The organism is Acidovorax sp. LjRoot117, assembly GCF_964252695.1.
Lineage (GTDB): Bacteria > Pseudomonadota > Gammaproteobacteria > Burkholderiales > Burkholderiaceae_C > Acidovorax.
In genome coordinates this window covers 607,265-630,162 of record NZ_CAXUPO020000001.1, presented here as the reverse complement: position 1 = coordinate 630,162, position 22,898 = coordinate 607,265, and the positions used below count along the sequence as shown (strand labels likewise).

Sequence of the window (22,898 nt, the reverse complement as noted above, 5' to 3'; positions counted from 1 at the left end):
CTTATTCGTTGGTGACAGCAAGGACCTCTTCCACAGAGGTAAACCCCAACTTTGCCTTGTTCAGACCAGATGCTCGCAGGGACCTGACACCCTCAAGTTTGGCCTGTTCCGCGATTTCCAGGGCGCTTCCATCACGCAAAATAATGCGTTGAATATCTTCGGAGATGGGCATCACTTGATAGATGCCAACACGGCCTTTATACCCATTGTTGCAGGCGGAGCAACCCACCGGACGATACGTCACCCAGGAGCCATCGAGGTCCTCTTCCGGGTACCCTGCTTCCACCAGGGCCTCATGCGGGATGTCTGCCGGTGCCTTGCATACGGGGCACAATCGGCGTGCAAGACGCTGCGCGGTGATCAATATCACGCTGGACGCGATGTTGAAGGGCGCAATGCCCATATTGCGCATCCGTGTTAATGTGGTGGGCGCATCATTGGTGTGCAGTGTGGACAATACCAAGTGACCCGTCTGTGCAGCCTTGATGGAAATATCGGCAGTTTCCAGGTCACGAATTTCACCCACCATGATGATGTCCGGATCCTGGCGCAGGAAGGATTTCAGCGCGACTGCAAAGGTGAGGCCTGCCTTGTCATTGACATTCACCTGATTCACACCCGGAAGGTTGATTTCCGAAGGATCTTCTGCCGTGGCGATATTGACGCCCGGCTTGTTCAGCAGGTTCAAGCAGGTATAAAGCGAAACCGTTTTGCCGGAACCCGTAGGTCCCGTCACGAGAATCATCCCGTACGGACGGCTGATCGCCTGCAGCAGGCGCTCCTTCTCTTCCGGCTCGTAGCCCAATGCATCAATACCCAGCTTCGCGCTGCTGGGGTCCAGGATACGGATCACGATCTTTTCGCCAAACAATGTCGGGAGCGTACTCACCCGAAAATCGATGACGCGGTCCGGCCCGACCTTGAGTTTCATTTTTCCGTCTTGGGGCACGCGCTTTTCGGAGATGTCCAGCCGGGATATCACCTTGATGCGGGAGGCGAGCTTGTCCTTGATGGCGATCGGCGGCGAGGCAATCTCACGCAGCTCGCCATCGATGCGGAATCTCACGCGGTACTGATGTTCATACGGCTCGAAATGCAAGTCGGACGCACGCATGTTGAAGGCGTCCAGGAGCATCTTGTGCAAAAACTTGACAATGGGAGCATCTTCGACATCGCCGCCTGCGCCCGCGTCGTTGTTGTCGGGGGCTTCTTCGACTGCGACATCATCAAATTCAAAATCGCCGCCGGTGGAGTTCAGTGCATCCAGTGATTGGGTTGCAGATTTGCTGCTGGATTCCACCAATCGGCTGAGTTTGTCATACTCCGCAATAATCCAGTCCACCCCCATCTGGGTCGTGAACTTGATTTTCTCCGCAGCTTCCTGGTCCGTGGGGTCAGCAGTCGCAACAATAAGCCGGTTATTGCGTTTACTGAGAACGACGACCCGGTAAGCCTGACAAATCTTGGGATCCAGCAGTTCCTTGGGCAGGCGCAGGGGGTCGATGGCCTCCAGGTCCAGCAGGGGGGCGCCGAACACGGCGGACACCGTGTGGGCCAAATCGGTGGCAGAGACTGCGCCAGAACCCGTCAGCTCGGCGATAAAGCTCGTCCGGCTGATTTGTGATTTTTTGTAAATATCCTCGGCCAGCTTTTGGGTCAGTTTGCCGGCAGAAATTAACGCCCGCCCCAGTCCAGGGAGGGCCACCGCAGAAGCTTCTTTGGGGGCAGTATCAACAGCGGCCATGTAACCGGGGATGTGTTAGGTTTGGAAAAGAAACCATCCTATCATCGCCGATCGTGTACAGGGTGTACAGCGCCGGGTATTGGCAACAGCGCCACACAATGGGCGCTCATTCCCAAATCAAAAATGGTGGTCGGGGTGAGAGGATTCGAACCTCCGGCCTCTACGTCCCGAACGTAGCGCTCTACCAGGCTAAGCTACACCCCGTACGGCCTGCCAGGGGCAGGCGCGTGTTGATCCCTCAATGCCGCCGTGCCAGCAATTGTGCCGCCAATTCCAGCAGTCCGGACGTGTAGGCGTTGCCAGGCAGTTGCTCGGCGGCGGTGATGGCGCGCCGTGCCTCCGCGAACGCGGCGGCGCGGGTGACGTCCAGCGCGCCGGTCTCCCGCACGATCTGCACCACCTCTGCCAGTCGTTCGGTCGATCCTTCCTCGATCGCCGTGCGCACGACCTGTGCTTGCTCGGCCGAGCCGCGCTGCATGGCAGCGATGAGGGGCAGCGTGGATTTTCCCTCGCGCAGGTCGTCTCCCAGATTCTTGCCCATCTCCTCGGCGTCGCCGTCATAGTCGAGCACGTCGTCGATGATCTGGAACGCGGTTCCCAGCGCCTGACCGTAGGTGGCGCACGCCTCTTCGATGGCGGGGGGGCTGTCGGCCAGCACGGCGCCCAGCCGGGCGCTGGCTTCGAACAGCTTGGCGGTCTTGGAGCGGATGACCCGCAGGTAGCCCGCTTCATCGAGCGACGCGTCGTGCATGTTCATCAACTGCAGCACTTCGCCCTCGGCGATCACATTGGTGGCCTCGGAGAGGATCTCCATGATGCGCATGCTGCCGGCCTCGACCATCATCTGGAAGGAGCGCGTGTGCAGGAAATCGCCCACCAGCACGCTGGCGGGGTTGCCGAAAGTCTCGTTCGCAGTGGGACGGCCCCGGCGCAGGGTGGATGCGTCCACGACATCGTCATGCAGCAGTGTCGCGGTGTGGATGAGTTCCACCACGGCGGCCAGGCTGTGGCGATGACCGCCCCGGTAGCCGAGCGCACCGCACACCATGAGCAGCAGCGCGGGCCGCAGGCGCTTGCCTCCGGCCGCGATGATGTACTGGGAGATCTGGGCCACCAGGGGGACGCTGGACGTCAGTCGCTGGCCGATGACCTTGTCGACCTCGTGCATGTCTTGTGCAACGAGCAGGAGGGGGGAGGCTGCAGAGGCGGTGTTGTCAGTCAAGATGGTGGCCACAGAAAGTGCCCGGATTATAGGAAGGACGCGGGGCGCCTCCGGGGGGTGTGCGGCGTGCCGGATACCAACGAGGCGCAGGGGCTGGCGCTTTTTGGTGCAGTGCGCTATACTCGCTGGCTCTGCGGAAATCCGTCTGCAGAACTCATATCAAGAGGTCATCATGTACGCGGTCATAAAAACCGGCGGCAAGCAGTATCGCGTTGCTTCCGGCGAAAAAATTAAAGTAGAACAGATTGCTGCGGACGTAGGCCAGGAGATCGTGATCGACCAGGTTCTGGCTGTCGGCAACGGCGCTGAACTCAAGGTTGGCACACCCCTGGTGTCCGGCGCAACCGTGGTAGCCACTGTCGTGGCCCACGGCAAGCACGACAAGGTTCGCATCTTCAAGATGCGCCGTCGCAAGCACTATCAGAAGCGCCAAGGCCATCGCCAGCAGTTCACGGAACTGCAAATCGGTGCGATCGCTGGTTAATCCAAGGAGCTAAGTCATGGCACAGAAAAAAGGCGGCGGCTCTACGCGAAACGGGCGTGACTCCAAGCCAAAGATGCTGGGTGTCAAGGCCTATGGCGGTGAACTGATCAGCGCTGGTTCCATCATCGTGCGCCAACGCGGCACACGTTTCCACCCCGGCACCAATGTCGGCGTGGGCAAGGATCACACGTTGTTCGCTCTGGTCGACGGCCACGTGTCGTTCGGCACCAAGGGCGCAATGTCCAAGCAAACGGTCAATGTGACTGCTGCTGCCTGAGGTTCTCCTCTGGCAACCATCGAAGCCCCGCCTGGTCGGGGCTTTGTTATTTGGTCTGTACGATAGCGGCCTGACGCTGGCTGCTACCGCAGGCCGCACCTGAATGGGGTGCCTTTGCCGCAAGGCAAACACGGCAGGCCGATGGGGTCTGCCGGCGCCGCCTCCTTCTGTAAACTGGATATCCCATGAAGTTCGTCGACGAAGCCTTTATTGACATTGCTGCCGGTGATGGCGGCAATGGCTGCGTGTCTTTCCGGCACGAGAAATACAAGGAATTCGGCGGCCCCAACGGCGGCGACGGCGGACGTGGGGGCCATGTGTTCGCCGTGGCGGACCCGAACCTCAACACCCTGGTGGACTACCGCTACTCGCGCCGGCACGAAGCCAAGCGCGGCGAGCACGGCATGGGCTCCGACATGTTCGGTGCCGCAGGCTCCGACATCACCTTGAAGATGCCGGTCGGCACCATCATCACCGATGCCGAAACGGGTGAGGTGCTGTACGAGCTGCTCAATCCGGGCGACGTGATCACGATAGCCAAGGGCGGCGACGGCGGCTTTGGCAACCTGCGCTTCAAGAGCGCCATCAACCGCGCGCCGCGGCAAAAGACGCCTGGCTGGCCCGGCGAAAAGAAGAACCTCAAGCTCGAATTGAAGGTGCTCGCCGATGTGGGTTTGTTGGGTATGCCCAACGCCGGCAAGTCGACGTTCATCACGGCGGTCTCCAATGCGCGGCCCAAGATCGCCGACTACCCCTTCACCACGCTGCACCCCAACCTGGGTGTGGTGCGCGTGGGCCCGGAGCAAAGCTTCGTGGTCGCCGACATTCCGGGCCTGATCGAAGGCGCCTCCGAAGGTGCGGGCCTGGGGCACCAGTTCCTGCGCCATCTGCAGCGCACCCGCCTGCTGCTGCACATCGTGGACCTGGCGCCTTTCGACGATGCGGTCGACCCGGTGGCGCAGGCCAAGGCGATCGTGAACGAGCTCAAGAAGTACGACCAAAAGCTCTACAACAAGCCGCGCTGGCTGGTGCTGAACAAGCTGGACATGGTGCCTGCGGAAGAGCGCGAAGCCCGGGTGAAGGACTTCGTCAAGCGCTTCAAGTGGAAGGGGCCGGTCTTCGAGATTTCGGCCCTGACGCGCGAGGGTTGCGAGCCGCTGATCCATGCGATCTTCCGTCACGTGCAGTCCGAGCAGCGCATCGAGAACGAGCCGGTGGAAGTCGATCCACGCTTTGCGGGCGACGCCCCGCAGTAAATCTCAAGAAAGCGCGGGAACGCGCATTCGAGCGTCAGCTTTTGGGTTGCTATCTATTTCATAGCTTCTGCCGCTTGCAGGACAGGCGGTAGAGGCCAAAAACACAATGAAAAATGGTCTCCAGCGTATTGCGTGATGCCCGCCGTATCGTGGTCAAGGTCGGCTCCAGCCTTGTGACCAACGAAGGCCGTGGCCTGGACGAGGCGGCGATTGGCGAATGGAGCCGGCAGCTTGCGGCCCTGGTGCGGGGCGATGGCGGCGCGCCGCGCGAGGTCATCATGGTCTCCAGCGGCGCCATTGCCGAGGGCATGAAGCGCCTGGGCTGGACCACGCGGCCGCACGAGGTGCACGAGCTGCAGGCGGCCGCCGCCGTCGGGCAGATGGGCCTGGCGCAGATGTACGAGACCAAGCTGCGCGAGCAGGGCATGGGCAGCGCACAGGTGCTGCTCACCCACGCCGACCTGGCCGACAGGGAGCGGTACCTGAACGCCCGGTCCACCCTGCTGACGCTGCTGCGCCTGGGTGTGGTGCCCGTCATCAACGAGAACGACACGGTCGTCAACGACGAGATCAAGTTCGGCGACAACGACACCCTGGGTGCGCTGGTGGCCAACCTGGTCGAGGCCGACGCCCTGATCATCCTCACCGACCAGAAGGGCCTGTACACCGCCGACCCGCGCCGCGACCCTGCGGCGCAGTTCGTGCACGAGGCCAAGGCGGGGGACCTGGCGCTGGAGGCCATGGCCGGCGGCGCGGGCTCCAGCATCGGCCGGGGCGGCATGATCACCAAGATCCTCGCGGCCAAGCGCGCGGCGGGCTCGGGGGCCTCCACCGTCATCGCCTGGGGCCGCGAGCCCGACGTGCTGGTGCGCCTGGTCAGTGGCGAGGCCCTGGGCACGCTGCTGGTGGCCCAGACGCAAAAGAAGCAGGCCCGCAAGCAATGGATGGCCGACCACTTGCAGATGCGCGGCGCCGTGGTGGTGGACGCCGGTGCGGCTACCAAGGTGCGCGACGAGGGCAAGAGCCTGCTGCCCATCGGCATGGTGTCGGTGGAAGGCCACTTCTCGCGCGGCGATGTCATTGCCGTGCGCGACGCGTCTGGCGTGGAGATCGCCCGGGGCCTGGCCAACTACGCGGCCGCCGAAGCGCGCCTGCTGTGCCGCAAGCCGTCGAGCGAGTTCGAAAAGCTGCTGGGCTATGTGGCCGAAGCGGAAATGGTGCACCGGGACAACCTGGTGCTGGCGGCCACGCAGCCCGCTCGCTGATTTTGACTTTCAGTGGCGCGGTGGCCCCGATCGGACAGAGGGCCCCGGTGGTTGTCAACCGTGTAGGACTTCGCATGGGGGCTGGCACTGAGGTCCAGAGATCCTGCGGTCCGAGGTGTTGCGAACCCTCCAGTAAAAAATGCCTGCATGGATGGACATGCAGGCATTTTTTTTGTTTCCGCGGATCGGTGCACCGACAGCACCCCAGTCGCGCAGCAATCACCCTTTCAACGCGGTGCCGTCGTCACCGGACCTGGCGGCAGCGCATCCAACTCCGCCGGCATGCTGTTTTGCGGGTCCGGATCGAAACTGGCCCCAGGCGGCAGTTCCATGCCCGGGTTCAGCAGCATCGAACCGGTGCGGAACATCGCCCCCGCATGCTCGCCCTCGCGGGTGCGCATGCCGCTGCGCAGGTAGCGGTTGCGCTGTTCGTGGCGCGGCAGGTAGCGGGCCAGTTCCGTCAGCGCCATTTCGTAGACGCCGCGTTTGAACTCGACCACCACATCCAGTGGCACCCAATAGTCGTTCCAGCGCCAGGCGTCGAACTCCGGGTGGTTGGTCGCACGCAGGTTCAAGTCCCAGTCGTGGCCCATCAGTTGCAGCAGGTACCAGATTTGTTTCTGCCCTTTGTAGTGTCCGCGCGCATCGCGGCGTATGTACCGGTCAGGCACCTCGTAGCGCAACCAGTCCCGGGTGCGGGCCACCACGCGCACGTGATTGGGCAATAATCCCACCTCTTCATGCAGTTCTCGAAACATGGCCTGCTCGGGGGTTTCGCCCCGGTCAATGCCGCCCTGCGGGAACTGCCAGCTGTGGGTGCGTATGCGCTTGCCCCAGAACACCTGGTTCTTCTGGTTGAGCAGGATGATGCCGACGTTCGGCCGAAAGCCGTCCCGGTCAAGCATAATCAAACCCCAATTTTTAAACTGTGTCCATTATGCACGGCGCCTAGCGTGCGGCAAGTGGGCTGCTCCCTTCTGCCCGAAATCGATCCCGATGAAAGCCTCCCAGTTCTTTATTTCCACCTTGAAGGAAGCTCCGGCGGATGCCGAAGTGGTCAGCCACAAGCTCATGACGCGGGCGGGCATGATCAAGAAGCTCGGCGCGGGTATCTACAACTACATGCCGATGGGCCTTCGGGTGATCCGCAAGGTCGAGGCGATCGTGCGCGAAGAGATGAACCGCGCGGGCGCTGTGGAGCTGACCATGCCCGTGGTGCAGCCCGCCGAGTTCTGGCAGGAGACGGGCCGGTTCGAGAAGATGGGCCCCGAGCTGCTGCGCATCCAGGACCGCCATGGCCGGGACTTCGTCGTGCAGCCCACCAGCGAAGAAGTGGTCACTGACATCGCTCGCCAGGAGCTCAAGAGCTACAAGCAGCTGCCCAAGAATTTCTACCAGATCCAGACCAAGTTCCGCGACGAGCGCCGCCCGCGCTTCGGCCTGATGCGCGGGCGTGAATTCATCATGAAGGACGCCTACAGCTTCGACAAGGACCAGACGGCCGCCAAGGCCAGTTATCAGGTCATGGCCAAGGCCTACCGCCAGATCTTCGACCGCTTCGGGCTGACCTACCGCGCCGTGGCGGCCGACAGCGGCGCCATCGGGGGCGACCTGTCCGAAGAGTTCCAGGTGATCGCTGCCACCGGCGAAGACGCCATCGTCTACTGCCCCGCCAGCGACTACGCTGCCAACATGGAGAAGGCCGAGGCGCTGGCGCCTGCCGGCCCCCGCGCTGCACCTGCCAAGGCGATGGAGAAGACGCCCACGCCCGGCAAGGCCACCTGCGCCGACGTGGCGGAGCTGCTGGGTGTGCCGCTCAAGACCACGGTGAAGTCGTTGGTGCTGGCCACCGACGAAACCAACGAGGCCGGCGAGATCGCCCGGAGCCAGGTCTGGCTGCTGCTGCTGCGCGGCGACCACGACATGAACGAGATCAAGGTCTCCAAGGTGCCGGGGCTCGATGCGAACTTCCGCTTTGCCACCCTCACCGAGATCGAAGAGCACTTCGGCTGCAAGCCCGGCTACCTGGGCCCCATCGGCCTGAAGAAGCCCCTGAAGATCGTGGCAGACCGGGAAGTCGCCGTCATGGCCGACTGGATCTGCGGCGCCAACGAAGTGGACTTCCACATCACCGGCGTCAACTGGGGCCGCGACCTGCCCGAGCCCGACGCCATCGCCGACATCCGCAACGTTGTGGCAGGTGACCTGTCGCCCGACGGCAAGGGCGAGCTGGCCATCGAGCGCGGCATCGAGGTGGGCCACGTGTTCTACCTGGGCACCAAGTACAGCAAGGGCATGAACGCCACGTTCCTGGGCGACGACGGCAAGCCTGCATTCTTCGAGATGGGCTGCTACGGCATCGGCGTCACGCGCCTGCCCGCGGCGGCCATCGAGCAGAACCACGACGAGCGCGGCATCATCTGGCCCGACGCGATTGCGCCGTTCACCCTGGTCATCTGCCCCGTGGGCATGGACCGCAGCGAGCCGGTCAAGGCCGCTGCCGAGCAGCTCTATGCCGACCTGCTGGCCGCCGGTGTGGACGTGATCCTGGACGACCGCGGCGAGCGCCCCGGCGCCATGTTCGCCGACTGGGAGCTGATCGGTGTGCCGCACCGCGTGACCATCGGGGACAAGAGCCTCAAGGAAGGCGTGGTCGAGTACCAGCACCGCCGCGACACGGCGGCCACCAAGGTGGCTGTGGCAGACATACTGGCCCACGTGAAGGGCCGCATGGCGCCATGAGCCCGCGCTGGGTTGTAGGTGCTGATGACGGCCTGCGCACGCCTGCAGAAGGGCTGTTGTCGCGAGGCGTGTCCCAGGACGTTTCTCAAAACATGCCGCAAGGTGTTTCGCGCCGTGGCTGGCTGCTGGCGGCCTCGTCCCTGGCGGCGCCTGCGGGCTGGCTGGCGGCGCCGCAGGTGGCGCATGCGGGCGGACAGCTGGAAGAGCCGCTCATGGACTCGGTGCGAACGGCGCTCAGCTCCGCCATCGCCAACCAGGCGCCCCCCGAGCCCGAGTTCTTCTCCACCGAGGCGCGCATCCACTACCTGCGCTGGCTCGGCACCATGAGCGACCGGCTGCGCCGCCGCAAGCCCGAGTGGGAAATCCGCCGCGACTTCCTGCAGACCGTCTGGTACGAGTCCAAGCGCGCGGGCCTGGATGTGTCGCTGGTCCTCGGCCTGGTGCAGGTCGAGAGCGCGTTTCGCAAGTTCGCCGTGTCCAGCGTGGGCGCACGCGGCTACATGCAGGTGATGCCGTTCTGGACGCGCGTGATCGGCGACGGCGATGCCGGCAAGCTGTTCCACATGCAGACCAACCTGCGCTTTGGCTGCGTGATCCTGCGCCACTACATCGACCGCGAGCGCGGCGACCTGTTCATGGCGCTGGGGCGCTACAACGGCAGCCGCGGACGCTCGCCGTACCCGGACGCGGTGTTCGGCGCGCAGCGCAACTGGCTGTTCGGCGAAAAGCCGCAGCTGCCTGCGGGTTGAACCGATATGGACGGTGGCCGACCGTGGGGTCGGCTTGTCGGACGGAAGGGGCGTTGACGGTGGGCATGGGCGGCAGACGCGCCACCACCTGTTTGCTATATTATTCATAGCTGCTGGCGCTCATCTATCAAGCGGCAGTGGCCGATTTTGTATCCCATCGGACCTCGCCACGGCAGGACTGCGCAGGGCAGGCGAGAACTACCTCACCACCGCCGTCGATCCGCCCTCGGACTTTGCCAAGGCCGGCGTGGCCACCGGCGCCGCCAAGCCGGCATCGGCCTGCGGCACGCCGAGGCGCGACACCATCACCTGGTCGATGCGGTAGCTGTCCACGTCCAGCACCTCGAACTTGTAGCCGCCCCAGCTCACGCTGTCGGTACGGCGCGGCACGCGGCGCAGCATCACCATCAAGAAGCCGGCCAGCGTCTCGTATTCGTCGGCATGGGGCAGCTCGTCGAGCGACAGGGCGTGCAGCACGTCCTGCACCGGCGTCACGCCGTCGATGAGCCACGAGTTCTCATCGCGGCGCACGATCTGCTCCTCGTCCGCCGGGCCCACCACCAGGTCGCCCATCACCGTGCTCATCACGTCGTTGAGGGTGACCACGCCCACCACCAGGCTGTACTCATTCACGATCAGCGCGAAATCCTCGTGCACCTGGCGGAACTGCTCCAGCACCTCGGACAGCGTGAGCCGGTCGGGCACGATGAGTACCTTGCGCACCAGGCTGTCGTCCGCCAGCGAGATGGGCTGGTTGTTCAGCACGCGCTGGAACAGGTCTTTCGCGTCCACATAGCCCACCACATGGTCGATGTCGCCCTCGCACACCGGGTAGGTCGAAAACGGCTCGGCCGCAATGCGCAGGCGGATGACGGAGTCGGGTTCGTCGCGCAGAAAGAACGCGATGCGGTCGCGCGGCGACATGGCGCTCGAGACCATGCGGGTATCGAGCTCGAACACGTTGGTGATGACCTGCTGCTCGCGCGCCGCCAGCACCCCCGCGCGGGCGCCGGCTTCCATCATGGCCAGGATGTCGTCGGAGGTGATGCGGTCGTCCCGCAGCGACGACAGGCCCAGCACCCGAAACAGCGCATCCGCGCTGCGGCTGTAGAGCCACACCACCGGGCGCAGCAGCGTCATGCACCACGCCATGGGCTGCGCCAGGCGCACCACCATGCGCTCGGGCTCGGCCATGCCCAGGCGCTTGGGGAACAGGTCGGCAAACAGGATGAACAGTGAGGTGATGATCGCGAACGACGCGAGAAAGCCCGTGGTCTGGGCCGTCTTGTCCGACAGCCACAGCTCGAACAGTGCGGTGAAGTGGGGGCTCAGCGCCCCTTCGCCGACGATACCGCCCAGGATGGCCACCGCGTTCTGCCCCACCTGCACCACCGTGAAGTAGTCGCCCGGCTGCTCCTGCATGCGCAGCACGCGGTCCGCCCGCGAGTCGCCCTCGTCCGCCATCTGCCGCAGGCGCAGCCGGCGTGCGGCCGCCAGCGAAATTTCGGCCATGGAAAAGAAGGCGCTGGCTGCAATCAGCAGCCCGATCACGAAGAGGCTTTGGGACAGGGTCATGGGAGGCAAGGGTGGCGCACGGCGCGGCGCTGCGGCCATCCGAGTGTATCTGCGCGCCCTGCAGCCGAAAACCCGGATTCGCGCACACACGGCGCGCGCTCCGGTCCATGCAGACCCTCACGCACGTGCCTGCAGCCGCGCGACCCTGCCGCGCGCTCACAGCGCCTTCACCGCCCCCGCCCGCTACTGCATGAACCCGATGCGGTTGCGTGCGGCGGCGGCCCGGGGCATGTCGGCGACCTCCACCGTGGAGCGGCGGTCCAGCCGGGCGTTGCCAAAGCCGGTCATCAGCGCGCGCCGCATCTCCCGCGGCGGCATCTGGGCCAGGTGGTCCAGCACGTCGGCCTGCGGTTCGGGGTCCAGCAGCCGGCCCCAGTCGTGGCCGCTGCGGATGCCGGTGTACAGCGTGTGCGCGATGGCGCGCGCCTGCTCCAGCGTGGGGGCCTCCACCTCGAACACGTTCATGCGGTTCAGGATGGGGTCCGGGATGCCGCGCGTGTCGTTGGCGGTGGTGATCCAGATCACCTGGCTGGCGTCGATGGCCACCTCGGCGAACTCGTCGGTGAAGCTCTGGGCCGTGTCGTGCTCCAGCAGGCTGTACAGCGCGCCCAGCGGGTCGTATTGCGCGTCCGTCGCGGCCTTGTCGATCTCGTCCACCACGATGACGGGGTTGGCGTACTCGCCCTCCACCAGGGCCTCGAACACCTTGCCGGGGCGGGCGCCCTTCCACTGCGCGGACGAGCCCGACAGCAGCCAGCCTGCGGTCATGGAGCTCATCGGCAGCAGGTTCATGCCCGTGCCCAGCAGCGCGGCCAGGTGCCGCGCAAAGTGCGTCTTGCCGATGCCGGGCGGGCCCAGCAGCAGCATGGGCGTGACCTCCAGGCCGTCGCTGCTGTCCTGCGCCAGCGCAACGTGGCGCCGCACGTCGTCCAGCACTTCGGTGAAGTTGGGCAACTGCTCGTACAGGCTGGCCATGTCGGGCACGCCCGACGGCTTGACCTGAAAGCGCTCCGGCCCGCGCTCCAGCATGCGTTCGTACACGGTGCGCAGGGTTTCGTATTCGCGCTGGTTACCGGACTCCTGCAGCCGTGCAAGCTTGCGCTCGACGTCGCCGGGGTGGAACACATTGCGCATCTGGGCCACCGGCAAGCGCAGGGCGGGTGGCTGGGGAACAAGGCTATGGCTGGTCATTGCATGCTCCTTCGTGATGTGGGTCACGCAATCATTCAAGCACACAACATGCCCGCCGGAGCACCGGATAAGCCCCTGATCGGTGCGCTTGTTACCAGCGCTGTTGTAGCCGCGCAAAACCGGTCTGACCCGAAGCTGATGGGCACAAAGCAAAAGGCCGCCCGAAGGCGGCCTGTGCCGGCATGCGTGAAGGCATGCGATTGGGGACCATTGCGGCCATTGCGGCCATTACGGCCCGGGTGCCCGGTGCGGCGCGGTGGCTTCGCCGGGGCGTCAGCCCTCGGTGCCCAGCACCTGCTTGAGTTCGCCCGACTCGTACATCTCCATCATGATGTCCGAGCCGCCGATGAACTCGCCCTTGACGTACAGCTGCGGGATGGTGGGCCAGTTGCTGTATTCCTTGATGCCCTGGCGGATTTCCTCGTCTTCCAGCACGTTCACCGTGACGAGGCTCTTGGTGTCCACGCCGCTGGCTTTGAGGATCTGGATGGCCCGACCGGAGAAGCCGCACATGGGGAAGCTGGCGTTGCCCTTCATGAAGAGCAGGATGTCGCTGGATTTGACGAGGGCGTCGATGCGTTGTTGGGTGTCGCTCATGGGATGTCCAAGATAGGTCAGGCGCGGAAGGCTACAGATTATCTCTTTTCTCTGTGTCCGTCAGGGCCGTGGGGTCAGCCGAATAGCTGTTTGAGTTCTTTTTCCAGTCGCTCGATGGTGGCCGTCTCTGCCTCGGCCTTTTTGGACAGGGCGTTGACTTTGTCCAGCATGGCCTGACTCTTCGCCTCGATCTGCATGCCGGAGATGGACAGTTGCTGGGGGTTGTTTTCCACCAGCGCGAGCAGATCCAGGACGATGTTCATCATGCGTTGCATGGGTGGCAGCATCTCCAGGGTGATGCGTGCCTGAGCGCTCACCAGCCGGTCGTACACTGGGTCGTAGACTTTTTTGAGATCTTCCGGCTGCTTCAGGGCGGCTTTCGCTTCGTTTGCCTTTTTCAATTCGGCCTCGAGATTCGCCTGGGCCAGGGGAATTTCCACCAGGGCCTGCTTTACCGACTCGCGCTTGTCGCGGTACCCTGACAGCGTGCGAACAAACTGGAGTTCGCGCATGCTTTTCAGCATGACCTTGTCGTTCGTCGCCTGATTGAAGTTGGTGATGATCTCGTAGTGCGCCGCGTAGCCACCCAGTTCCTTGCGCAGCTTGTCGTTGAGCAGTGGCATGGAGCGGCGCGATTTTCCCAGCACTTCGGTTTGCAGGAAGGCAATGAATGCCTTGCGCTCTTTCGGCTCGGCACTGCAGCCGGTCAGCAGCAGGCCACTGCCCAGGGCCAGGGCCCCCAGGCGTGTGAGGGTTTGACGGCGAGAAAAGACGGTGTGTGACATGGCGGGCAATGGCTAGGCGGTGATCCGGTGCAGACGCGTTCAGGCCGCAGCACCAGTGGCCGATAGGGTGAGTGGTTTCAGATATTTTCGAGATCGAGCAACGCCATCCGCAGGCGTATGGGGCGGCGGTCAGCGAAGGCCTTGGCCTGCGGCCTGCTCTCCCTCCCAGGAGTCAGGCGCTGCGCAACGGCACGCGATTATTCTGTGCGCCGTTGCCCAATCCGCCGCGATCCCGGTAACAGTTGTTGCCAACTGATGACCGTATGTAAGCGCAGCGGGCGTCGCACCGTTCCGACGTCGCGCTGCACGCTCAGCGGCAACCGCCCGTGCAGCGGGCAATCCCCGCGAGGTCGTTGCGGCTTTGCACTTGGCCAAAGCCTTGGTCAGTCAGCAGCGCGCGCACCGCCTCGGCCTGGTCATACCCATGCTCCAGCAGCAGCCACCCCCCTGCCACCAGATGCGCTGGCGCCTGGGCGACGATGGTGCGGATGTCCTCCAGCCCGTCCGCGCCGCTGGCCAGGGCCTGCAAAGGCTCGTGGGTCAGGGCAGCCAGGTGCGGGTCCTCTGCTGCGATGTAGGGCGGGTTGGAGACGATGGCGTCGAACACCACGCTGTCCAGGCCGGCCATCCAGTTGCCCTGCCGGAAGTGCACGGGCAGGCCCAGCCGGGTGGCGTTGGCCTGCGCCACGGCCAGGGCGTCGCTGCTGGCGTCCACCGCCAGCACCTGGGCGGTGGGGCGCTGGCTTTGCAGGGCCAGGGCGATGGCGCCGCTGCCGGTGCCCAGGTCCGCCAGACGCGGGGCGGGCAGGGGGGCGATCAGCTCCAGGGCCCAGTCCACCAGCGTTTCGGTGTCGGGGCGCGGGTCCAGCACCCGGGCGTCCACCTGCAGCGCCAGGCCGTAGAACTCCTTGCGGCCCGTCAGGTAGGCCACTGGCTCGCCCGCCACGCGGCGCTGGCACAGGGCGATGAATTGCGCCTGCACGGCGTCATCGAGCCCATCGGTGTCGTGCGCCAGCAGCCAGGCGCGGCCGGCATCGGGGCGGCCCAGCGCGTGCAGCAGCAGCAGTTGGGCGTCGATGCGGGCCAGGCCCAGGGTGTGGGCTTGGGCCAGGGCCTGGGCCAGGGTGGGTTTGTTCACGATGGTGTTGATCGATGCTGGCGACGGAAAGCTATTCGGGCTGGACTTTTCAACGCAAACTGGCCGTTCGGGCTGAGCCTGTCGAAGCCTCGCGCCGCGCTTGGACAAGCTCAGCGGAACGGATGGATGAAGAAGGATGCAGAGCGTGGAATCCCATCCAGGCAGAGTGTCTGGATGCGTGTCGATCAGACAGCACTCAGCTCCAGCTCTTCCAGTTGCTCGGCTTCGCGCGCATGGGCCAGGGCTTGCAGCACGTCGGCCAGGTCGCCTTCCATCACGTACAGCAGCTTGTACAGCGTGAGGTTGATGCGGTGGTCCGTCAGCCGCCCCTGCGGAAAGTTGTACGTGCGGATGCGGTCGCTGCGGTCGCCGCTGCCGATCAGGCCCTTGCGCAGCGCGGCCTCCTTGGCGGCGCGCTCGCTGCGGTCCTTTTCTTGAATCCGCGCCTGCAGCACCTGCAGCGCCTTGGCCTTGTTGGCGTGCTGGCTGCGGCCGTCCTGGCACTCGGCCACGATGCCGGTGGGCAAGTGCACAACGCGCACGGCCGAATCCGTCTTGTTGATGTGCTGGCCGCCCGCGCCCGATGCGCGGAAGGTGTCGATGCGCAGGTCGGCCGGGTTGAGCTTGATGGCCTCGTGCTCGTCCGGCTCGGGCATCACGGCCACGGTGCAGGCGCTGGTGTGGATGCGGCCCTGCGTTTCGGTGGCGGGCACGCGCTGCACGCGGTGGCCGCCGGATTCGAACTTGAGCGCGCCGTATACGTGGTCCCCCTCGATGCGCAGCACGATCTCCTTGTAGCCGCCCAGCTCGGCCGCGTTCTCGCTCACCACCTCCACCTTCCAGCCCACGTTGGCGGCGTAGCGGGTGTACATGCGCGTGAGGTCGCCCGCGAACAGGGCCGACTCGTCGCCGCCCGTGCCCGCGCGGATTTCGACGAAGGCGTTGCGCGCATCGTCAGGGTCCTTGGGCAACAGCAGGCGCTGCAGTTCGTCTGCGAGCTGCAGCAGCTCGGCTTCGGCGCCGGTGATTTCTTCCTGCGCCATCTCGGCCATGTCGGGGTCGGCCAGCATCTCGCGTGCGCCGGCCAGGTCGGCCTCGCGCTGCTGGTAGCGGGCGTAGCGGCCGGCAATCTGCGTGACTTCGGCATGCTCGCGCGAGATGGTGCGGTACTGCGCCATGTCGCTCATGATGTCCTCGCGCGAGAGCAGGAAGTCGAGTTCGCCCAGGCGCTGCGCGTAGCGCTCCAGCTGGCTTCGGAGAAAGGGTTTCATGCGAGGAAGGTAAAAATGGGTTTGCTACTGATTTTGTAGCTGCTGGCGCTTGTCTATCAAGCACTGAGGGCCGATTGGGCTTGCAATCGGGGCGGGCTGTGCAGCGGGCGAGCGCCGCTACAACCCGTGGGGCGGCTTGGCTTGCGAGCGCAGGAACAGGCGCGAGACGGTCTGGGCCGTCTGGGCGCGCACCTCGGCGTCACCCGCCCGCAGCTCGGCCAGGGTGCCGTGCAGCATCTTTTGCGTGAGGCCGCGCGACAGCGCCTCCAGCACGGCGTCCACGTCCTCGCCCTTGGCCAGCAGCTTCTTGGCGCGTGCGATCTCCAGCGCGCGCCATTCGTCGGTCTGGGCGTTGAGCTGCTGGATCAGCGGCACCACGCCACCGGCCTCGCCCACGGGGCTGCGCAGCTCCATCCAGTGCATGAAGCTCTGCACGCCCGCGTCGATGATCGCTTCGGCCTGCGCCACGGCGGCCTGGCGGTTGGCCTGCGCCGTCTGCACCACGCTGGCCAGGTCGTCCACGGTGTACAGGTACACGTCGCCCAGGGCCTTGACCTCGGGCTCGATGTCGCGCGGCACGGCCAGGTCGACCATGAACATGGGGCGGTGGCGGCGCTTCTTGAGGGCGCGCTCCACGGCGCCCAGGCCGATGATGGGCAGGCTGCTGGCGGTGCAGCTGATGACGGCGTCGAACTCGTGCAGGCGCTCGGGCAGGTCGGCCAGGCGCATCACCTCGCCGCCGAAGCGGGTGGCGAGCTTCTCGCCGCGCTCCAGAGTGCGATTGGCAATGGCGATCTGCTTGGGGTTCTTGGCCGCGAAGTGCGTGGCGCACAGCTCGATCATCTCGCCCGCGCCCACGAACAGCACGCGGATCTTGGAGAGGTCTTCGAACAGCTGGCTGGCCAGCCGCACCGACGCGGCCGCCATGCTGATGCTGTGCGCGCCGATCTCGGTGCTGGTGCGCACCTCCTTCGCGACGGCAAAGCTGCGCTGGAACAGCTGGTTGAGCGTGGTGCCCAACGCGCCGGCGGTTTCGGCGGCGCGCACGGCGTCCTTCATCTGGCCCAGGATCTGCGCCTCGCCCAGCACCATCGAGTCGAGCCCGCTGGCCACGCGGAAGGCGTGGCGCGCGACCAGGCTGTCTTCCAGCGTGTAGGAGTGCGATCGCAGCAGTGCGGGGCTCACGCCGCCGCTTTGCGCCAGCCAGCCCAGCGTGTGGTCCAGCGCCGGGCCGGGCGTGGAGGTGGGGGCGGCGCAATAAATTTCGGTGCGGTTGCAGGTGGAGATGATGGCGGTCTCCACCCCCGGATGGCGGCTCGTGCCGCCCAGGGACTGGCGCAGGCCCTGCAGCGTGGGTTCGATCTGATCGAGCGCGAACGCGAACCTGCCGCGCAGGTCGAGGGGCGCGGTGGTGTGGTTGATCCCGAGGGCCCAGACTGCCATAGCCGCCAATTATAAAATTGTTGGCTGGTGTAAGCAGCCTTGCTTGCCAAAGCCTTGATTTGGGTCAATTCCATGGGTCCCCTCGACATCTTCAACCACACGCTCAACTTCATGGCCCCGGCCGCTGCCGTGGCCCTGCTGCTGGTGCTGTGCGGCCGCCTGTTCGGTGCCAAGGGGACGGCGGCCATGGCCGGATGGCGCCAGTTCGCTGTTGTTTTCGGGGTCGGCCTCCTGGTGCTGGGCGGCGGCCTGCTGGTGTGGGGCCGCGACGGAAAAATGCTGACCTATGCCGCGCTGGTGGTGGGTTGCGCGACCACGCAGTGGGTGCTGCTGCGCGGCTGGCGCTAAGGGCGCTCGCTTGGGGGCTCGGTCAGCCCAGCCTGTGCCGTGTTTGCAGCAGTCCCAGGCCCAGTGCGATGAAGGTTGCGCCCACGAAGCGGTTGAACAGCTTGGCGTGCGCCACGACGTGGCCCTTCACCAGCGCGATCAGCGCCACGTAGAACGCGTGCGACACCAGCGCCCAGATGGCGAAAGTCGTGGTCAACAGCAGGTACTGCATCCACAGCGGCTCGCCGGGCACGATGAACTGCGGAAACAGGGCCGAAAAGAACAGGATGGCCTTGGGGTTGGTCAGCGACACGCCCAGGCCTTGTGCCAGCAGTTGCCAGTTCTTGCGCTCTCGCCGCTCCACAGGCGCCAGGCCCGCATCGTTGCCGATCAGCGGGTCCTTGCTGCGCCAGCGCTTGATGCCCAGCCAGATCAGGTACATCGCACCGACCACTTTCATGACCAGGAACGCATCCGCCGACAGGCTGAGAATGGTCCCCATGCCGATCATCGCCAGCCCCGACACGGCGAAGATCCCGATCACGCTGCCCAGTGAGCTGAACACCGTCCGCCGTGGCCCGACGTCGACCGAGTTCGATACCGCCAGCAGCACGGCCGGGCCGGGCGTAAAGCACATCAGCAGCGAGACGCCGCAAAACAGGAGCCAGTGGGCGAAGGTCATGGTGAGGGTGTTTCAGTGGCTGCGGACAGAGCGGTTTTTGGCGACGAGCGGGCAGCCCTTGCAACGGGTCGCTTGCGGGTAACACCCCGTGCCAGCCCCTGAAAGCCAGCCTAAGCTGCAAGCTTTCTGTTCAGCAATCCCAATAAGGAGATCTTCGCATGCGCCTGCGCACCTGCCTGGCTGTCGCCGCCCTGGCCTTTTTGTCGTCCGCAGCCGCCCTGGCCCAGGGCTTCCCGTCCAAGCCGATCCGCATCGTGGTGGGCTTTCCGGCCGGGGGGCCGCTCGACCAGCACGCGCGGTTGCTCACCGACAAGCTGCAGGCCGTGCTGGGCCAGCCGGTGCTGGTCGACTACAAGGCTGGCGCGGGCGGCACGGTGGGCGCGCAGGACGTGATGAAGGCCCCGCCCGACGGCCACACGCTCATGCTGGCCAACACCGGCGTGATGGTGATCAACCCGGCGCTGTACAGCCGCCTGCCATACGCCACGCTCAAGGACTTCACGCCCATCGCGCGCACCGCCATGCAGCCGCTGGCGCTGCTGGTCAACACCAACGTGCCCGCCAAGAACCTGCAGGAGTTCATGGCGTACGCCAAGTCGCGCCCGGGGCAGGTCAACTTCGGCTCGGCGGGCAATGGCGGCATCAGCCACCTGGTGCCAGAGATGTTCAAGACCGCCACGGGGCTGTTCATGGTGCACATCCCCTACCGCGGCAGCGCACCGGCGTTCACAGACCTGATCGGCGGCCAGGTGCAGTTCATGGCCGAGAGCATTCCGCAGGCCGCCTCGTACCACAAGCAGGGCAAGGTGCGCGCCCTGGCCGTGACCAGCCGCGAGCGCAACCCCGCGCTGCCCGAGGTGCCCACCGTGATCGAAAGCGGCATCAAGGGCTTCGAGGTGGTGGGCTTCTACGGCTTTCTCGCCCCGGCCGGTACGCCCAAGGACGTGGTGGCCAAGCTCAGCGACGCGTTCGGCCAGGTGATGCAGTCGCCGGACGTGAAGAACCGCATGGTGAGCCAGGGCGCCGACCCGGCATTTCTGGGCTCGGAGGACTTTGCGAAGTTCCTGGCGAGTGAAATGCCGCGCTGGGCGGATGCGGTGAAGAAGTCCGGGGCGAAGCTGGATTAGGCAGAGGCCGTGGGGTCGTGCGTCCGCATGCGCATCCCCATCCCCATCCGTCCACGCTGAGCCTGTCGAAGCGCCGCGCAAGGCTTCGACAAGCTCAGCCCGAACGGTGGGTGAGAAGGTTGGTGGGCTGGCGTATTGGCAGTCAGGTCTGGAGGCTGTGCGCGGCTACCACCCAACCCAACCTCTCAACCATCCCATCACCCACCACCCGTTCACGCTGAGCCTGTCGAAGCGCAGCGCCAGGCCTCAGCAAACCCAGCCCCGCCAGCGTGTGATGTTGATGAAAAAAGCCGTCTACCGCGCATCCAGCAAGCGCAAATAGCTATGAATAATGTAGCAACTACCCCGGCGCACCCTGCTGCGGCTGCGGCACGCTGACCGTCGACAACGGGCCCTGTGCCGCCACCGGCGCATACGGCGCCACCGCCGTCGTGGCCGGTGGCGACAGCGCCAGCCCTGCGTCGCGCAGCGCGGCGAGGATGGTGAACAGCAGATCGCTGCGCACGCCGCCCGCGTTGCGCGGGTTGCTCACATAGCCGATGGCCAGAAAGGTCAGCGTGCCGTTCAGGATGCCTTCGAGCTGCACGATGGGCTCGGGGTTGTCCAGCACGCCCTCGTGCTCTTCAAAGGCTTTGAGGATCAGGTCGCGCATGCGCGCGGCGTCCGTGTCCAGCGGGGCGGGCAGGCGCAGCAGCACCCGGCCCGGCGCGCCGGCCAGCGTCATGTTGCGCACGGTCTTGGTGATGAACTCCGAGTTGGGCACGATGACGGTGGAGCGGTCGCCCAGCTGGATCTCGGTGGCGCGCACGTTCACGCGGCGCACGTCGCCTTCGGTCTCGCCCAGCACCACCCAGTCGCCCACCTTCACCGGCCGCTCGGCCAGCAGGATCAGGCCTGAGATGAAGTTCTGCACGATGGCCTGCAGGCCGAAGCCGATGCCCACCGACAGCGCGCTGGCCACCCACGCGATGCGCTCCACGCTGATGCCCAGGCCCGCCAGCGCCACAGCGATCACCAGCACGCCGCCCACGTAGCCCAGCAGCGTGACGATGGAGCTGCGCATGCCCGGCTCGAGCGAGGTGTTGGGAAAGTAGCGGTCGCTCAGCCACCGCTTGAGCACGCGGATCATCACGAGCCCCGCCACCACCACGGCCAGCGCGGTCAGCAGCGCCTGCGGCGCCAGCGTGATGTCGCCCACCTTGAGGCTGTGGTCCACGGTGCTGCCCCGGCGAAAGACCTCGTCCAGCCCGGTGCCGAACGGCGCCATCAGCGCGATCACCATGTAGAAGAACAGCGCCACGCGCAGCACGCCCGACACCAGCACGGAGGCCTGGTCGAGCAGCTTGGCATCGAGCCCCAGGCCCTTGTGCAGCCGCTCGCCGAAGCCGCCCTTGGACGACAGCACGGCCTCGCACACGTCGTCCGCCAGCTGGAACAGGAGGTAGGTGGTGGCGAACACCACGCCCGTCCACAGCATCTGCCGCGTGAGCGTGCCGGCCAGCGCGACGTAGCCGAACACCACCAGCAGCACCGTGGCCAGCGTGGCCACGCCCGCCGCCGCCACCAGCAGGCCGACCCAGATCGGGCGCGGGGGTGCATCGGCAGGGGTTGCGCTCTGGGCGCCGTCTGCCGCGGGGCCGCCGTCCTGCTGCGCTGCATCGGCCGCCACAGGCCCGCCGGGGCTGGCGCGCAGGTGGCGCAGTGCCAGGGCCACGATGGCCGAGAGCAGCAGCGCCGTGGCCGCGTGCACGGAGACCTCGGCCGCCAGGCTGGCGCCCACGATGCCGTTGACCTCGTTCACCACGCCGCTGGCCGATGCCACGATGGCCACCGACCAGGGGTAGGGGCTCAGCCGCCGCGCCAGCTCGTCCGACAGGCCCGGCAGGCGCCAAGAGCTGCGCTTGCGCGCCAGCAGCGCGTGCCCCAGCCCGACGATGAAGGCCGCGAACACCGCCTGCCGCACGGTGGCCTGTGCCAGCGCCCGCAGGCGGTCGTTGAAGTTGCCGTCCACCTCCAGCCCCGTCCAGGCCAGCTGCGCCGCCATGCCGATGATGAGCACATAGACCAGCACCGAGGTCGATGCCAGCAGCGAGCGGCGCAGCCGCCCCGCCGGCAGCCGCGCGGGCGCCAGGCGCACCAGCACGCGCTCGGCCAGCCAGGTGCCGGCCACGGCCAGCAGCACGGCGCCGATGAGGCTCAGCCAGAAGACCGAGCGGTGGTCCGGGGCCAGGGCCACGGCGGTCGCGTCGCGCAGGTCGTTGCCCAGCAGCTGCAGCCGGGCCAGGTCGCCGGGCGCGGCGTTGCGCAGCGCGCGCCAGAAGGTGCTGCCCAGCGGTGAATCGGTGCGCGTGGTCAGGGCGGCCTGGAACTGCTCGCGCCGCTGGCGCAGCAGCTCGGTGCCGCGCTGCTCGGCATCCACGCTGATGAGGCGCGCGAGCTTGAGATCACCGTCCACCACCGCGCGCTGCTTGCCCAGGCTGGCGCGTTGCTCGGCCACGTCCGGGGCGTCGGGCGTGGCGCCTTTCTCGGGCGCGGGGCCCAGGCCCGACAGGCGCGAGTCGATGTCGGCCAGCTCTTCGGTGCGGCGGGTGGTCAGTTGCTCTGCCGCCTTGCCGATGGCGTTGACGTCGGACAGCAGCTTGCGCCCGTCGTCCTCTTCGCCCAGCTTTTGCGGTATGGCGTCGAGCTGCCGGCGCAGTTCGTCCACCGTGGGCAGCGGTACCTCTGCAGCGGCCGGTTTGCTGGCGGTGGTGGCGGCCGCGGGGGCGGCTTTGGTCTGTCCCTGCGCGTTGGCGGTGGTGGTGGCAGTGCCCATCGCGCCCGCCAGGCACAGCATGGCGATCAGGCGGGGGAGGCACCAGCGCCAGACAGCGGCCCGGCGGTGGTGGGCGGGTGACGCGCCGTGCGGCCGCGTCGGCTCGGCGGCCGTCGTCGTCATCGTCGCGGTGGGTTGTGGGGTGGTGGCAGCGGCAGCGCGCGGGCGAAGGGTGGCCGCAGCGGCACGGCGCAGGAAAAGCAGTGGC

At 66.0% G+C, this 22,898-nt stretch carries 20 protein-coding genes and 1 tRNA gene; 8 read left to right on the top strand and 13 right to left on the bottom strand.

What is annotated here, in order from left to right; genetic code table 11:
- Position 1 precedes the first annotated feature (1 nt).
- From pilB to ACSQ3D_RS02990, 3 genes are all read right to left on the bottom strand, one after another.
- Positions 2-1,744, bottom strand: a complete 1,743-nt coding sequence (pilB, locus tag ACSQ3D_RS03000) for a type IV-A pilus assembly ATPase PilB (RefSeq protein WP_056415480.1) — start codon at positions 1,742-1,744, stop codon at positions 2-4.
- A gap of 127 nt (positions 1,745-1,871) precedes the next feature.
- Positions 1,872-1,948, bottom strand: a tRNA-Pro gene (locus ACSQ3D_RS02995).
- Positions 1,949-1,982: 34 nt separating this feature from the next.
- The gene (locus tag ACSQ3D_RS02990) at positions 1,983-2,912 is read right to left on the bottom strand and encodes a polyprenyl synthetase family protein (RefSeq protein WP_436126172.1); all 930 of its coding nucleotides are present in this window, start codon (positions 2,910-2,912) and stop codon (positions 1,983-1,985) included.
- A 226-nt stretch (positions 2,913-3,138) separates the two neighbouring features.
- On the opposite strand from ACSQ3D_RS02990, the gene rplU reads away from it, so the two are divergent.
- The 4 genes from rplU to proB all read left to right on the top strand — a co-directional run bounded on the left by rplU (position 3,139) and on the right by proB (position 6,248).
- Entirely contained in the window at positions 3,139-3,450 is a 312-nt protein-coding gene (rplU, locus tag ACSQ3D_RS02985) for a 50S ribosomal protein L21 (protein WP_056162434.1), read from the top strand.
- A gap of 16 nt (positions 3,451-3,466) precedes the next feature.
- Positions 3,467-3,727: a 50S ribosomal protein L27 gene (gene rpmA / locus ACSQ3D_RS02980; RefSeq protein WP_056415482.1), complete on the top strand. Its 261-nt coding sequence runs from the start codon at positions 3,467-3,469 to the stop codon at positions 3,725-3,727.
- 185 nt (positions 3,728-3,912) lie between these two features.
- Positions 3,913-4,983 carry an Obg family GTPase CgtA gene (cgtA, locus tag ACSQ3D_RS02975; protein ID WP_396503533.1) on the top strand — a complete coding sequence of 357 codons (1,071 nt, stop codon included), beginning with the start codon at positions 3,913-3,915 and terminating at the stop codon, positions 4,981-4,983.
- A 113-nt stretch (positions 4,984-5,096) separates the two neighbouring features.
- Positions 5,097-6,248, top strand: a complete 1,152-nt coding sequence (gene proB / locus ACSQ3D_RS02970; RefSeq protein WP_436125886.1) for a glutamate 5-kinase — start codon at positions 5,097-5,099, stop codon at positions 6,246-6,248.
- A 227-nt stretch (positions 6,249-6,475) separates the two neighbouring features.
- Here proB and ACSQ3D_RS02965 read toward each other — a convergent pair whose 3' ends face one another.
- Entirely contained in the window at positions 6,476-7,153 is a 678-nt protein-coding gene (locus ACSQ3D_RS02965; RefSeq protein ID WP_056161269.1) for an RNA pyrophosphohydrolase, read from the bottom strand.
- A 91-nt stretch (positions 7,154-7,244) separates the two neighbouring features.
- On the opposite strand from ACSQ3D_RS02965, the gene ACSQ3D_RS02960 reads away from it, so the two are divergent.
- Together ACSQ3D_RS02960 and ACSQ3D_RS02955 are read left to right on the top strand one after the other, a co-directional pair.
- Positions 7,245-8,990 (top strand): proline--tRNA ligase, encoded by a 1,746-nt coding sequence (locus tag ACSQ3D_RS02960; RefSeq protein ID WP_436125885.1) that lies wholly within the window; start codon positions 7,245-7,247, stop codon positions 8,988-8,990.
- A gap of 92 nt (positions 8,991-9,082) precedes the next feature.
- The gene (locus ACSQ3D_RS02955) at positions 9,083-9,739 is read left to right on the top strand and encodes a lytic transglycosylase domain-containing protein (RefSeq protein ID WP_436125884.1); all 657 of its coding nucleotides are present in this window, start codon (positions 9,083-9,085) and stop codon (positions 9,737-9,739) included.
- Between the two features lie 198 nt (positions 9,740-9,937).
- On the opposite strand, the gene ACSQ3D_RS02950 is transcribed toward ACSQ3D_RS02955, so the two are convergent.
- From ACSQ3D_RS02950 to hemA, 7 genes are all read right to left on the bottom strand, one after another.
- Entirely contained in the window at positions 9,938-11,314 is a 1,377-nt protein-coding gene (locus tag ACSQ3D_RS02950; protein WP_436125883.1) for a hemolysin family protein, read from the bottom strand.
- 183 nt (positions 11,315-11,497) lie between these two features.
- On the bottom strand, positions 11,498-12,505 hold the full coding sequence (locus tag ACSQ3D_RS02945) for an AAA family ATPase (protein WP_056415496.1): 1,008 nt from the start codon (positions 12,503-12,505) through the stop codon (positions 11,498-11,500).
- 273 nt (positions 12,506-12,778) lie between these two features.
- Positions 12,779-13,102, bottom strand: coding sequence for a Grx4 family monothiol glutaredoxin (gene grxD, locus ACSQ3D_RS02940; RefSeq protein WP_056415501.1), 324 nt, complete (start codon positions 13,100-13,102; stop codon positions 12,779-12,781).
- A 74-nt stretch (positions 13,103-13,176) separates the two neighbouring features.
- Complete coding sequence (locus ACSQ3D_RS02935) at positions 13,177-13,887, bottom strand: DUF3053 family protein (protein WP_436125882.1); 711 nt, start codon at positions 13,885-13,887, stop codon at positions 13,177-13,179.
- A gap of 310 nt (positions 13,888-14,197) precedes the next feature.
- On the bottom strand, positions 14,198-15,025 hold the full coding sequence (gene prmC / locus ACSQ3D_RS02930) for a peptide chain release factor N(5)-glutamine methyltransferase (RefSeq protein WP_436125881.1): 828 nt from the start codon (positions 15,023-15,025) through the stop codon (positions 14,198-14,200).
- Positions 15,026-15,210: 185 nt separating this feature from the next.
- Positions 15,211-16,296, bottom strand: coding sequence for a peptide chain release factor 1 (gene prfA, locus ACSQ3D_RS02925; protein ID WP_396503539.1), 1,086 nt, complete (start codon positions 16,294-16,296; stop codon positions 15,211-15,213).
- 117 nt (positions 16,297-16,413) lie between these two features.
- Positions 16,414-17,739 (bottom strand): glutamyl-tRNA reductase, encoded by a 1,326-nt coding sequence (gene hemA, locus ACSQ3D_RS02920; RefSeq protein ID WP_056415512.1) that lies wholly within the window; start codon positions 17,737-17,739, stop codon positions 16,414-16,416.
- 72 nt (positions 17,740-17,811) lie between these two features.
- Here hemA and ACSQ3D_RS02915 point away from each other — a divergent pair, with 72 nt between their 5' ends.
- A complete protein-coding gene (locus ACSQ3D_RS02915; protein ID WP_436125880.1) occupies positions 17,812-18,087 on the top strand; it encodes a hypothetical protein in 276 nt (91 codons plus the stop codon).
- A 22-nt stretch (positions 18,088-18,109) separates the two neighbouring features.
- Here the strand turns inward: ACSQ3D_RS02915 and ACSQ3D_RS02910 are convergent, their stop codons facing one another.
- Positions 18,110-18,748, bottom strand: a complete 639-nt coding sequence (locus ACSQ3D_RS02910) for a LysE family translocator (RefSeq protein ID WP_436125879.1) — start codon at positions 18,746-18,748, stop codon at positions 18,110-18,112.
- 158 nt (positions 18,749-18,906) lie between these two features.
- Between ACSQ3D_RS02910 and ACSQ3D_RS02905 the strand changes: the two genes are divergently transcribed.
- Positions 18,907-19,875, top strand: coding sequence for a Bug family tripartite tricarboxylate transporter substrate binding protein (locus ACSQ3D_RS02905; protein ID WP_056161293.1), 969 nt, complete (start codon positions 18,907-18,909; stop codon positions 19,873-19,875).
- A gap of 340 nt (positions 19,876-20,215) precedes the next feature.
- Here the strand turns inward: ACSQ3D_RS02905 and ACSQ3D_RS02900 are convergent, their stop codons facing one another.
- On the bottom strand, positions 20,216-22,711 hold the full coding sequence (locus ACSQ3D_RS02900) for a DUF3772 domain-containing protein (protein ID WP_436126171.1): 2,496 nt from the start codon (positions 22,709-22,711) through the stop codon (positions 20,216-20,218).
- Positions 22,712-22,898 lie beyond the last annotated feature (187 nt).

What these genes read in the sequence shown, in the direction of transcription:
- rplU (WP_056162434.1), top strand. Translation starts at nt 3,139, where the DNA reads ATGTACGCGGTCATAAAAACCGGCGGCAAGCAGTATCGCGTTGCTTCC.
- rpmA (WP_056415482.1), top strand. Translation starts at nt 3,467, where the DNA reads ATGGCACAGAAAAAAGGCGGCGGCTCTACGCGAAACGGGCGTGACTCC.
- proB (WP_436125886.1), top strand. Translation starts at nt 5,097, where the DNA reads ATGGTCTCCAGCGTATTGCGTGATGCCCGCCGTATCGTGGTCAAGGTC.
- ACSQ3D_RS02910 (WP_436125879.1), bottom strand. Translation starts at nt 18,748, where the DNA reads ATGACCTTCGCCCACTGGCTCCTGTTTTGCGGCGTCTCGCTGCTGATG.
- ACSQ3D_RS02945 (WP_056415496.1), bottom strand. Translation starts at nt 12,505, where the DNA reads ATGACCAGCCATAGCCTTGTTCCCCAGCCACCCGCCCTGCGCTTGCCG.
- ACSQ3D_RS02965 (WP_056161269.1), bottom strand. Translation starts at nt 7,153, where the DNA reads ATGCTTGACCGGGACGGCTTTCGGCCGAACGTCGGCATCATCCTGCTC.
- ACSQ3D_RS02900 (WP_436126171.1), bottom strand. Translation starts at nt 22,711, where the DNA reads ATGCTGTGCCTGGCGGGCGCGATGGGCACTGCCACCACCACCGCCAAC.
- hemA (WP_056415512.1), bottom strand. Translation starts at nt 17,739, where the DNA reads ATGGCAGTCTGGGCCCTCGGGATCAACCACACCACCGCGCCCCTCGAC.
- ACSQ3D_RS02915 (WP_436125880.1), top strand. Translation starts at nt 17,812, where the DNA reads ATGGGTCCCCTCGACATCTTCAACCACACGCTCAACTTCATGGCCCCG.
- cgtA (WP_396503533.1), top strand. Translation starts at nt 3,913, where the DNA reads ATGAAGTTCGTCGACGAAGCCTTTATTGACATTGCTGCCGGTGATGGC.
- ACSQ3D_RS02960 (WP_436125885.1), top strand. Translation starts at nt 7,245, where the DNA reads ATGAAAGCCTCCCAGTTCTTTATTTCCACCTTGAAGGAAGCTCCGGCG.
- ACSQ3D_RS02990 (WP_436126172.1), bottom strand. Translation starts at nt 2,912, where the DNA reads ATGCACGAGGTCGACAAGGTCATCGGCCAGCGACTGACGTCCAGCGTC.
- pilB (WP_056415480.1), bottom strand. Translation starts at nt 1,744, where the DNA reads ATGGCCGCTGTTGATACTGCCCCCAAAGAAGCTTCTGCGGTGGCCCTC.
- ACSQ3D_RS02950 (WP_436125883.1), bottom strand. Translation starts at nt 11,314, where the DNA reads ATGACCCTGTCCCAAAGCCTCTTCGTGATCGGGCTGCTGATTGCAGCC.
- prfA (WP_396503539.1), bottom strand. Translation starts at nt 16,296, where the DNA reads ATGAAACCCTTTCTCCGAAGCCAGCTGGAGCGCTACGCGCAGCGCCTG.
- grxD (WP_056415501.1), bottom strand. Translation starts at nt 13,102, where the DNA reads ATGAGCGACACCCAACAACGCATCGACGCCCTCGTCAAATCCAGCGAC.
- ACSQ3D_RS02955 (WP_436125884.1), top strand. Translation starts at nt 9,083, where the DNA reads ATGCCGCAAGGTGTTTCGCGCCGTGGCTGGCTGCTGGCGGCCTCGTCC.
- ACSQ3D_RS02935 (WP_436125882.1), bottom strand. Translation starts at nt 13,887, where the DNA reads ATGTCACACACCGTCTTTTCTCGCCGTCAAACCCTCACACGCCTGGGG.
- ACSQ3D_RS02905 (WP_056161293.1), top strand. Translation starts at nt 18,907, where the DNA reads ATGCGCCTGCGCACCTGCCTGGCTGTCGCCGCCCTGGCCTTTTTGTCG.